A 10,379-nucleotide genomic window follows, 5' to 3' on the forward strand; every position below is an offset into this window, starting at 1 on the left:
CCTCGCGGCGCCGCCCGGAGTCGCGAGCACCGGCGCCTCGACCGCAGCATCGCCGAACAGTGCGTTCAGCCCGCGCCCGAGTCCTGATGGACGCTTCCGCGCCAGCGATGCTCCATTTTCATCTTTATTATCAGACATTTAAGCCGCCTTACGGATTTCGGGAAGCCGGTCGATCAACTCGCGCGCGAGCGCGATATAGGCGGCCGATCCGGCACAGCGATGATCGTAGATCAGCGCCGGCAAGCCGTGGCTCGGCGCCTCGGACAGACGAACGTTTCGGGGAATCACCGTTTCGAACACGACCGGACCGAGCACTTCGCGAACATCGTCCGATACCTGGTCGGTCAGCCGGTTGCGGCGATCGAACATCGTCAGCGCGACACCAAGGATCGACAATTTCTGGTTGAAGCGCTCGCGCACGCGTTCGACCGTGGTAAGGAGCTGGCTCAGCCCTTCGAGCGCGAAAAATTCGCATTGCAGCGGCACGATCAGCGATTCGGCCGCGATCAGGGCATTGAGCGTCAGCATGCCGAGCGACGGCGGGCAGTCGATCAGGCAGATATCCCACTGCCCCGCCTCGGCGCTCGACACGGCTTGCTGGAGCCGGTGAAGGCGATCCTGAAACTCGATCAGCTCGATTTCGGCACCCGACAGGTCAACCGTCGCAGTAACGATATCGAGCCGCGGCACCGCGGTCGCGATCGCGCATTCGGCGAGGGTCGCGTCGCCGCGCAGCAGTTCATAGCTCGAAAATTCGCGCTGCGACTGCTTGATTCCGAGGCCCGTCGACGCATTGCCCTGCGGGTCGAGGTCGATGATCAGCGTGCGCCAACCCGTCGCCGCGAGCGCGGTCGCCAGATTGATCGCGGTCGTTGTCTTGCCGACCCCGCCCTTCTGGTTCGCCACGGCAATGCGGATCATCGCTTTCCTCGCTGTTTTGCGCCGATTTGCCCATCACCGACCAGTATCTGGCTTTCGGCGTCGGTGCGGCTCTGTTCCACGTGGAACATTCTCTGCCATGCCTCCGGCAGCAACGCCAGTTCCTTAACCGCATTTCGTCCCTTTGGCAGTAACCAGCGCGTCGATTCGGTGGAAAAACGCGTGGATAAGCCGATCAACCGGTCGAGTGGCGCAAAGGCGCGCGCACTGATCGTGGCGGCCGGACGCGTGCCGATCCGGTCGAGCGGCGCCTCGACAACCTCGACATGGGCGAGATCGATTTCGTCCGTCACGGCGCGCAGAAAGTCGCAGCGCCTCTTGCGCGATTCGACGAGCAGGATCGGCCGCGGGCTGAGGATCGCGACGACGAGTCCCGGCAACCCCGGCCCGCTTCCCAGGTCGATCCAGAGCCCCTCCCCGTCGCGCGTATCGAAGGACAGAAGCTGCGCACTGTCGGCAATGTGCCGCACCCAGATCGTCGGGATCGTCGATGCAGCGATCAGATTCTGCTGTTCATTTTCGGCTACCAGCAGCGCAACGAACCGTTCGAGTTTCGTCCATTGGTCGGCGGTCGGTGCGAACGCCGTCTCCAACCACCCTCGCGCGGCCTCTTCGCTATCGATCAGTTCGCATTCCATTATCAAATCAACCCTTCATTCCCGCGAAGCGGAAATCCAGCTTTTGCGCGTTTAGAGCCTTTGCGCTTTCGTGCGAAACTTTGAAAGTGTTCCCGGAAATATGTGCAGCGCGCACAATCCGCCGCCCCGACAATCCCGTTGCTCCCGATCCTGATCCATACTTCCGCGAAGGCGGGAAATAGATCCCCGCTCATTTCGCGATAACGGATGACAGTTTCGACCGGCGGCTGCCAATTCATTCAACGTCACCCCGGACTTGATCCGGGGTCTATGACTTCAGCGCCGCGGTGGATCCCGGATCAAGTCCGGGATGACGAATGTCCGCTTCCCACCCCAAAGCAACCCCGCGTTTTTTTCCAAACCCGGTCGGCACAATTCACGCCGCCCGCCGCCGGCTATGCACCATGATCGCCGTGAGCGCCGCCGGAGTCACGCCATCAATCCGCGCCGCCTGTCCCAGTGTCTCGGGCTGCGCCCTGGTCAGCCGTTCGACCATCTCGCGCGACAGGCCGCCGATCGCGGCATAGTCAAGCGCGGGATCGAGCGCGATCGCTTCGTTCGCGGCGAGCGCGCGCAGTTCCGCATCCTGCCGCGCGATATAAGGCGCATAATGCGCGTCCTCGGCAACCTCCGACAGGATCGCCGCATCGATCGATTCGAGTTCGGGCGCAAGCTGCGCGAGCGTCGCCGCCGTCACGTCGGGATAGCGCAGCAGGTCGATCCGCTTGCGCGCGATCCCGTCGCCCGGCAACGCCAGCCCTATCGCGGCATAGTCGGCGGTCGCCACCGGCGCGTCCAGCAGCGCCTCTGCCTTCGCCCGCTCCACCTGCCGCGCGGCGAACAACGCCGCCGTTGCCGACCGCACCAGCCCCAGCGCGATCCCCGTCGGCGTCAACCGCGTCGCGGCATTGTCGGCGCGGAGCCGCAACCGGTATTCGGCGCGTGCGGTGAGCATCCGGTACGGCTCGGTCACCCCTTGCAGCACCAGATCGTCGACCATCACGCCGATATAGGACTCCGACCGGTCGAGGATCAGCGGGTCGCGTCCCTGTGCGGCAAGCGCCGCATTCGCGCCCGCGATCAGTCCCTGAGCCGCCGCTTCCTCATATCCGGTGGTGCCGTTGATCTGCCCCGCGCACCAGACACCTGGCATCGCGCGCACCTGCAAGGTCCGGTCGAGCGCACGCGGATCGATATGGTCATATTCGACCGCATAGCCCGGAACGACCATCTCGACCGTCTCAAGCCCCTTCATGGTGCGCAGCATCGCAAGCTGCACGTCGGCGGGGAGCGATGTCGAAATCCCGTTCGGGTAGACGAGAAACGAGTCGAGGCCCTCGGGCTCAAGAAACACCTGATGCCCGTCGCGGTCGGCAAAGCGGTGAATCTTGTCTTCGATCGACGGGCAATAGCGCGGCCCCGCCGCCCCGATCGCGCCGGTGAACAACGGCGAACGATCGAGATTCGCCGCGATGATCGCGTGGCTTTCGGCGTTGGTGCGCGTGATCGCGCAAAAAATCTGCGGCACCGTGCGCTCGCTGTTCCACGTGGAACAGGTCCAGTTCGCACCCTCGGCGCTGTCCGACGGCTGCTCGGCGAGCCGCGCCCAGTCGATCGTCCGCCCGTCGAGCCGCGGGGGCGTTCCGGTCTTGAGCCGCGCCATGGGCAAGTTTGCGCCGCGCAACTGTCCGGCGAGCCGATGCGCGCCGGCTTCGCCGATGCGTCCGCCATCCATGCGTTCCTCGCCGCGGAACAGCTTTCCGCCGAGGAAGGTACCGGTTGCCAGAACCACCGCACGGGCCGTCAGTGTCGATCCGTCGGCCAGTTCGAGGCCCTCTGCCCTGCCGCATTCCGACAATCGCAGCGCTGCGGCTTCCCCGGCTACGACCGTGATGCCATCCTCGGCGCCCAGCAGGTCCTGAATCGCCGCGCGATATAATGTCCGGTCGGCCTGGATGCGCGGCCCCTGCACCGCCGCACCCTTTGACGCGTTGAGCATACGATAGTGGATCGCGGCCCTGTCGGCAGCGCGCGCCATCCAGCCGTCGAGCGCATCGACCTCGCGCATCAGGTGGCCTTTGCCCAATCCACCAATAGCCGGGTTGCACGACATCGTACCGATCAGCGCGGGGTCGAAACTGACGAGCGCCACGCGCGCGCCGAGCCGCGCCGCCGCCGCGGCGGCCTCGGTTCCGGCGTGTCCACCGCCGACGACGATGACATCGAAAATATCGCGATTCTGCATGATTGCGGCGCCTTTAACGCAAAGTAGCCGTCAAATCCACTGCGTCGCGATCCGCCGATGTTTCACGTGGAACATCATTTTCCGATGCAGAAGCGCCCGAACAGAGCATCGAGCATGTCTTCGACCCCGGCGCGGCCCGTGATCCGGTCGAGCGCGGCGCCGGCGAGTCTGAGCCTTTCGGCGATCAGGATCAAATCGCGGGCCTCGCGCGAACCCGCCTCTATCGTCAGCCATTCGCGGGCTTCGGCCAGCGCGATGCGCTGGCGCTGGCGCAACGCCGCTTCGCCTTCGCGGGGCAGCAACGTTCGCGCCATCTCGACGACATGGCTGTGAAGCTTGTCCATCCCCTCGCCCGTCGTCGCCGAGAGGATCAGATCGCAATGCGCCGCGTCGGCCTCGGCTGCCGCGTCGCCGCGCCAGCGATCGGCCTGCGCCGCGATCAGGATCGCGCGCGGATGACCGGGTACGTCCTTCGGTCGTCCCAGCCACAGAAGGATATCCGCCGCCTCGACCGCCGCCCTTGCCCGATCGATCCCGATCATCTCGATGTCGTCGGCACTTTCCGCACGCAGACCCGCCGTGTCCGAAAAGCGCATCGCGATGCCGTCGAGCGCGAGCGGTGTTTCGATCACATCGCGCGTCGTCCCCGCGACCGGCGACACGATGGCGAGCTCACGCTGCGCCAAGGCATTGATCAGGGTCGATTTTCCGGCATTCGGCGGCCCCGCGATCACCACCGACAACCCTTCGGCGATCACCTCGGCTGCCGGCCGTCCGAGCCATTCGCCCAGCTCCGCGGAAAGCCCGGCCATCCCCGCAATCAAACGCTGCGCGACACCTTCCGCAACTTCAACATCATCCTCGTCAGCAAAATTGAGCTCGGCCTCGGCACCCGCCATCAATCCAAGCAACCGCTCCTGCCATTCCGCGACCGCGCGCGATACATGTCCGCCTGCTATCCCGAGCGCCTGCACCCGCTGACTCTCGGTCTCGGCCGCGAGCAGATCGGCGAGACCCTCGGCCTCGGCGAGGTCGATTCGCCCGTTCTCGAACGCGCGCCGCGTGAACTCGCCGGCGATCGCCGGGCGCAACCCCGGCAAGCTTCCCAGCATCGCCTCGACCGCCGCGACAACGGCGCGTCCACCGTGCAGATGCAATTCGGCGAGATCTTCGCCCGTCGAGGTCGCGGGCCCCGGGAACCAGAGGATCAACGCCCGGTCGAGCGCTGCTCCCATTTCATCCTTCAACATCGCGAGCGAGGCATGCCGTGGCGGCGGCAATCGTCCCGCAAGGACTTCGAGCGCCGCGCCCGCCTGCGGCCCGCTTACCCGCACGACGCCGATCGCCGCCGGCGGCATCCCGCTCGACAGCGCAAAAATCGTATCGCTTGCAGGTCCTTGGTTCAGCTCTTGCGCCCTTTAGCGGGCTTGTCGTCATCATCCCTGTCGGCCGATTTCGAGGCGCCGCCCATCAACCCGCCGCCAAACTGACCGAGCAACGACTGCACAAGCTCAAGTCCGCTCCCGCCCATCGGTACCCACGTCTTGACCATCGACTGGACCATGTCGGGGGTAATTCCCTTTGCCATCAATTCCTTGACGCGGCTCAAATAAATGTCGTGCAGCGGCTCGAGATCTGGAAGCCCGAACAGCCGGCGCGCCTCTTCAGGGGTGCAATCGATCTCGATATTGAACTTCATCGCCTGTCCTTCCCCTTCGGCGCTTGAGCCGCGCCAGCACGCCCGCTAGCTTCGCGCTTTCCCTTCCACTTGGCAAGAGTCAGGAGCCCCCGATGCCCGCAACGAATATCTCCATCCCCGCGCTCGACAGCCAAGGCGAGATTCCCGCCTATGTCGCGCGCCCCGACGCCGATTCGTCGCGCGCGGTCATCGTCATTCCCGAGATTTTCGGCGTCAACGCGGGCATTCGCGAGAAATGCGACGATTGGGCGGCGGAGGGCTATCTCGCGGTCGCGCCCGATATCTTCTGGCGCTTCGCGCCCGGGGTCGAGCTTGATCCCGACATCGATGCAGAACTGCAGGAAGCCTTCGGCTATTTCGGCCAATATGATGCCGACGACGGGGTCAAGGATATCGAAGCGACGATCCGCTGGCTCCATGGCCAGGGCGCAAGCAAGGTCGGCTGCGCGGGCTACTGCCTCGGCGGCCGCCTCGCCTATATGACCGCGGCGCGCACCGACATCGATGCCTCGGTCGGCTATTATGGCGTCATGATCGACCAGATGCTCAACGAAAGCCATGCGATCGCCCGGCCGCTGATGCTCCATATCCCCACCGCCGACCATTTCGTCAGTCCCGAAGCGCAAGCGAAGATGCATGAAGCGCTCGACCCGCACCCCAAAGTCACGCTCCACGACTATGAAGGGCTCGACCATGGTTTCGCCGCGACGCACGGCGACCGCCGCGATGAAGCCGCCGCCAATCTCGCCGACGGCCGCACCCGCGCCTTCCTTGCCGAGCATCTTGCATGAGCGCGCATCCCGGCCTCGCCGCCTGGCACGCTTATATGGCGGCGGCGAGCGACCCGCAGGCCCTGCGCGACCAGCTCGCCGCGGATGCGGTGTTCCACTCGCCGGTCGTCCACACCCCGCAGGAAGGGCGCGACAAGGTCTTCGCCTATCTCCATGCCGCAAGCCACGCCCTCGGCGGCGACCATTTCCGCTATTTGCGCGAGATCGTCGACGGCGATCAGGCCATGCTCGAATTCCAGACCGAACTCGACGGGACCCAGATCAACGGCGTCGACATCATTCGCTGGAATTCCGAAGGAAAAATAAATGATTTCAAGGTGATGGTTCGCCCGCTCAAAGCCATCAACAAGGTCTGGGAGAAGATGGCCGCGATGCTCGCGGCGCAGGCGAACTGAGCGGCGGAGCGTCCGATGCATCGCTGGATCGCCTTTCCAATCCTCCTCGCCGCGGTCCTCTTCGCGGTCTGGTGGGCGCCGGCGCGCTGGACGCTTCTGCTGTGGGTGCCGCTGCTCCTCCTCACCTTCCACGATGTGGTCCAGCGCCACCACAGCCTGCGCCGCAACTTCCCGCTGATCGCCCGGATTCGCTGGCTGTTCGAGGAACTTCGCCCCTTTCTTTATGCCTATATCGTCGAGGGCCCGCTTGACGGTCGTCCCTTTGCCCGTGCCGAGCGCGACATCGTTTATGCGCGCGCCAAGCGCGAACTCGACAGCCATCCCTTCGGTACCGAACTCGACGTCTATTCAGACGAATATGAGTGGATGAGCCACAGCATCGCGCCGGCGATGGCACCCGACCGGTCGCAACGCGTCCGCATCGGCACGGAGCAATGCGCGCGTCCCTATGATGCGGCGCTGCTCAACATTTCGGCGATGAGTTTCGGTTCACTCGGCGCCAATGCGATCGAGGCGCTCAACCTCGGTGCGAAGCTCGGAAATTTCTACCACGATACGGGCGAAGGCGGCTTCAGCCCCTATCACCGCATCCACGGCGGCGACATCGTGTGGGAACTTGGCAGCGGCTATTTCGGTTGCCGCGATAAAGCAGGCCGCTTTGATCCCGAACGCTTCCGCGATCGCGCCGCCGAGGATCAGGTCAAGATGATCGAGATCAAGCTGAGCCAAGGGGCCAAGCCCGGACACGGCGGCGTTCTTCCGGGCGCCAAGGTCAGCGCCGAGATCGCAGCGACGCGCGGGGTGCCCGAGGGACAGGACTGCGTCTCTCCCGCCGCGCATTCGGCATTCGCGACCCCGATCGAAATGGTCGAATGGGCGGCACGGTTGCGTGGCCTGTCAGGCGGAAAACCCGTCGGGATCAAGCTCTGCGTAGGCCAGCCGCACGAAATTTATGCCGTCATGAAGGCGATGATCGAGACCGGTATTCGCCTCGACTTTATCGTTGTAGATGGTGCCGAGGGCGGTACCGGTGCAGCACCGGTCGAATTTTCGAACCGCGTCGGCATGCCGCTGCGCGAAGGCCTGATCTTCGTGCGCAACGCCCTCGTCGGCTGCGGCCTCAAGGAGGAAATCCGGCTCGCCGCGTCGGGGAAGGTTCATTCGGGCGCGGGACTCGCAGTCAATTGCGCGCTCGGTGCCGACTGGTCGAACGCCGCGCGTGCCTTCATGTTCTCGCTGGGCTGCGTCCAGTCGCTCAAATGCCACACCGACCAGTGCCCGACCGGCGTCGCGACGCAGGATCCCGGCCGCCAGCGCGGGCTGGTTGTCGAGGACAAGGCAGAGCGGGTCCGACGCTTTCAGGCGGCCACGGTCAATGCCTTGTGGGACATCAACTGTGCGATGGGGCTTGAATCCCCATGGCAGATCCAGCCGCACCATCTTCACGAGCGGCTGAATTCGGCACGCTCGGATTCGATCGACTGCATCTATAAATTCTACGACCGCGGCGTGTTGCTCGAGGACCCTGATTCGGTCGCGGGCGCCCGTTACTGGACGATGGCGAGCGCCGACAGCTTCCGCGCAGCGCTCTAGATCAGGCTGAGTTCGGCCAGTTCGCGATAGAGTTCGGGCGGCAGATCGGCGAGCCCGTCGCCTTCGCCGATCCCCTTCGGTGCATCGTCGTCGGCAAGGTAACGCCACCCCTGATGCGCCCGCTTCGGCCGCGGATGAATGCGCTCAAGAGCCGCGACGCATACGATATCGACCCGCCCGTCGCTGCGATCCTCGAACCGCAGGATCTCGACGCGCGCGACCAGCGTGTGCTTGACGATGAAATGCAATTTGCCGCCGATCAGCTCATCGGCGCGCTTTGGCTTGAACCGCGTCGTGAAACGGATTTCGCCATTTTGGTCGTGGTTGGCGATCCGCGCCTGCAGCGCCGGATAGTCGGCGCAGCCGACGGCGACGCGGGTCATATGGAGAGCGGGCATGACCGGGAGATGGGGACGGAGAAGAAAAAAGCCAGCCCCGCGAAGGACTGGCTTTTCCTTTTTAGCCGAACAGTGTCCCGATCCCGACGCCGGGATCGACCCAGCCTTCGTAGATCATCTTGACCGCGACATAGACGATCACGGCAAGACCGATGTAGGCGATCCAGCGGTAACGTTCGATATATTTGGCGATGATATTCGCCGCGACGCCCATCAGGGCGACGGCAAAGATAAGGCCCACGATCAGGATTCCCGGATGCTCGCGCGCCGCGCCCGCAACTGCGAGCACATTGTCGAGGCTCATGCTGACGTCGGCCACCGCGACCGCCCAAGCGGCGCCGGCAAAGCTTTTGGCCGGTTTCAGGCCCGATTGCTCATCGCCCTCGATCTCGGGCGAGCCGTGCGACTGGCCGGTGTGGCGCAGCTCGCGCCACATTTTCCACGCCACCCAGATCAGGAGCAGCCCGCCGACGAAAATCAGCCCGACGATCTGCATCAACTGGGTGACGACGAGCGCGAACGCGATCCGTAGCACCAGCGCAGCGAGCACGCCGATCAGGATGACCTTCTTGCGCTGTTCGGCGGGAAGCCCCGCAGCGAGCGCGCCGACGACGATTGCATTATCACCCGCGAGGACGAGATCGATCATCAACACCTGCAGGAAGGCAGCAAAGGCCGCGGGCTCGGTGATGTTCGAGAAATCCTTGACGATCGCCGCCCACATCCCCGCGGGTCCGCCAAATCCTTCGGTGGCCGCGCCGGCCTGCACCAGAAATTCCAAGATCACAGCAATTCTCCGAAATAGCTGACCTCTGGCATAGGGTCATAAAAGGGGTGCAGCAACGCGCGCCACTGCTGATAGCGACCCGATTGTCGAAAACCATCGCGATGATCTTCGACCGACTGCCATTCAGCCAACAGCAGATAAGGCTGTCCGGTTCCTGTCGGGCGGCGAATTTCGAGCGAAATAAATCCGGGCGACGCCTCGATCAACGGGCGTGCCTCGGCCATGGCCGCCTCGAATTCGCTTTCAGGCCCCGCGCGAACGCGAAGCAACGCATGCTCGAGAACGGCCATGACGCCGGCTTACTGGTTCATGCTGTCGAAGAAATCCTCGTTGGTCTTCGAATCCTTGATCTTGTCGAGCAGGAATTCCATCGCGTCGATCGTACCCATTTGCATGAGGATGCGGCGCAGCACCCACATTTTGCTGAGCTTGTCCTTCTCGACGAGCAGCTCTTCCTTGCGCGTGCCCGATTTGCCGACATCGAGCGACGGGAAGATGCGCTTGTCGGCGACCTTGCGGTCGAGCACGATTTCAGAGTTACCCGTGCCCTTGAATTCTTCGAAAATGACCTCGTCCATGCGGCTGCCGGTATCGATCAGGGCGGTCGCGATGATCGACAGCGAACCGCCTTCCTCGATGTTGCGCGCGGCACCGAAGAAGCGCTTCGGACGCTGGAGCGCGTTGGCATCGACGCCGCCGGTCAGCACCTTGCCCGAGCTCGGGACGACGGTGTTGTAGGCGCGGCCGAGGCGGGTGATCGAGTCGAGCAGGATGACGACATCCTTCTTGTGCTCGACGAGGCGCTTCGCCTTTTCGATCACCATTTCGGCGACCTGGACGTGGCGCGTCGCGGGCTCGTCGAAGGTCGAGGAGACGACCTCGCCGTTCACGCTG

The 10,379-nt window shown here is 64.2% G+C and carries 12 protein-coding genes; 3 read left to right on the forward strand and 9 right to left on the reverse strand.

The window, feature by feature from the left end; all coding sequences use genetic code 11:
* Positions 1-138: 138 nt before the first annotated feature.
* The 5 genes from VN047_RS08525 to VN047_RS08545 all read right to left on the reverse strand — a co-directional run bounded on the left by VN047_RS08525 (position 139) and on the right by VN047_RS08545 (position 5,521).
* Positions 139-921 carry an AAA family ATPase gene (locus tag VN047_RS08525; protein WP_325541719.1) on the reverse strand — a complete coding sequence of 261 codons (783 nt, stop codon included), beginning with the start codon at positions 919-921 and terminating at the stop codon, positions 139-141.
* Positions 918-1,577, reverse strand: coding sequence for a 16S rRNA (guanine(527)-N(7))-methyltransferase RsmG (gene rsmG, locus VN047_RS08530; protein WP_325541721.1), 660 nt, complete (start codon positions 1,575-1,577; stop codon positions 918-920). The genes VN047_RS08525 and rsmG overlap by 4 nt, the downstream gene beginning before the upstream one ends.
* 376 nt (positions 1,578-1,953) lie before the next feature.
* The gene (gene mnmG / locus VN047_RS08535; protein WP_325541723.1) at positions 1,954-3,822 is read right to left on the reverse strand and encodes a tRNA uridine-5-carboxymethylaminomethyl(34) synthesis enzyme MnmG; all 1,869 of its coding nucleotides are present in this window, start codon (positions 3,820-3,822) and stop codon (positions 1,954-1,956) included.
* Positions 3,823-3,896: 74 nt separating this feature from the next.
* On the reverse strand, positions 3,897-5,201 hold the full coding sequence (gene mnmE, locus VN047_RS08540) for a tRNA uridine-5-carboxymethylaminomethyl(34) synthesis GTPase MnmE (protein WP_325541739.1): 1,305 nt from the start codon (positions 5,199-5,201) through the stop codon (positions 3,897-3,899).
* A gap of 23 nt (positions 5,202-5,224) precedes the next feature.
* Positions 5,225-5,521: a DUF6489 family protein gene (locus tag VN047_RS08545; protein ID WP_325541725.1), complete on the reverse strand. Its 297-nt coding sequence runs from the start codon at positions 5,519-5,521 to the stop codon at positions 5,225-5,227.
* A gap of 92 nt (positions 5,522-5,613) precedes the next feature.
* On the opposite strand from VN047_RS08545, the gene VN047_RS08550 reads away from it, so the two are divergent.
* The 3 genes from VN047_RS08550 to VN047_RS08560 are packed head-to-tail and all read left to right on the forward strand — an operon-like array spanning position 5,614 to position 8,300.
* Entirely contained in the window at positions 5,614-6,312 is a 699-nt protein-coding gene (locus VN047_RS08550) for a dienelactone hydrolase family protein (RefSeq protein WP_325541727.1), read from the forward strand.
* Positions 6,309-6,707: a nuclear transport factor 2 family protein gene (locus VN047_RS08555; protein ID WP_325541729.1), complete on the forward strand. Its 399-nt coding sequence runs from the start codon at positions 6,309-6,311 to the stop codon at positions 6,705-6,707. The genes VN047_RS08550 and VN047_RS08555 overlap by 4 nt, the downstream gene beginning before the upstream one ends.
* Before the next feature lie 15 nt (positions 6,708-6,722).
* Positions 6,723-8,300, forward strand: a complete 1,578-nt coding sequence (locus VN047_RS08560) for an FMN-binding glutamate synthase family protein (RefSeq protein ID WP_325541731.1) — start codon at positions 6,723-6,725, stop codon at positions 8,298-8,300.
* Here VN047_RS08560 and VN047_RS08565 read toward each other — a convergent pair.
* The 4 genes from VN047_RS08565 to rho all read right to left on the reverse strand — a co-directional run.
* Entirely contained in the window at positions 8,297-8,683 is a 387-nt protein-coding gene (locus VN047_RS08565; protein ID WP_325541733.1) for a DUF1489 domain-containing protein, read from the reverse strand. The two genes, VN047_RS08560 and VN047_RS08565, sit on opposite strands and share 4 nt — an antisense overlap.
* Positions 8,684-8,759: 76 nt before the next feature.
* Complete coding sequence (locus VN047_RS08570) at positions 8,760-9,422, reverse strand: TerC family protein (protein ID WP_414712683.1); 663 nt, start codon at positions 9,420-9,422, stop codon at positions 8,760-8,762.
* 59 nt (positions 9,423-9,481) lie between these two features.
* On the reverse strand, positions 9,482-9,775 hold the full coding sequence (locus VN047_RS08575; RefSeq protein WP_325541735.1) for an antibiotic biosynthesis monooxygenase: 294 nt from the start codon (positions 9,773-9,775) through the stop codon (positions 9,482-9,484).
* 9 nt (positions 9,776-9,784) lie between these two features.
* The coding region (gene rho, locus VN047_RS08580; RefSeq protein WP_325541737.1) for a transcription termination factor Rho at positions 9,785-10,379 on the reverse strand (595 nt) is incomplete at its 5' end.

This window comes from Sphingopyxis sp., from assembly GCF_035565275.1.
Taxonomy (GTDB): Bacteria; Pseudomonadota; Alphaproteobacteria; order Sphingomonadales; family Sphingomonadaceae; genus Sphingopyxis.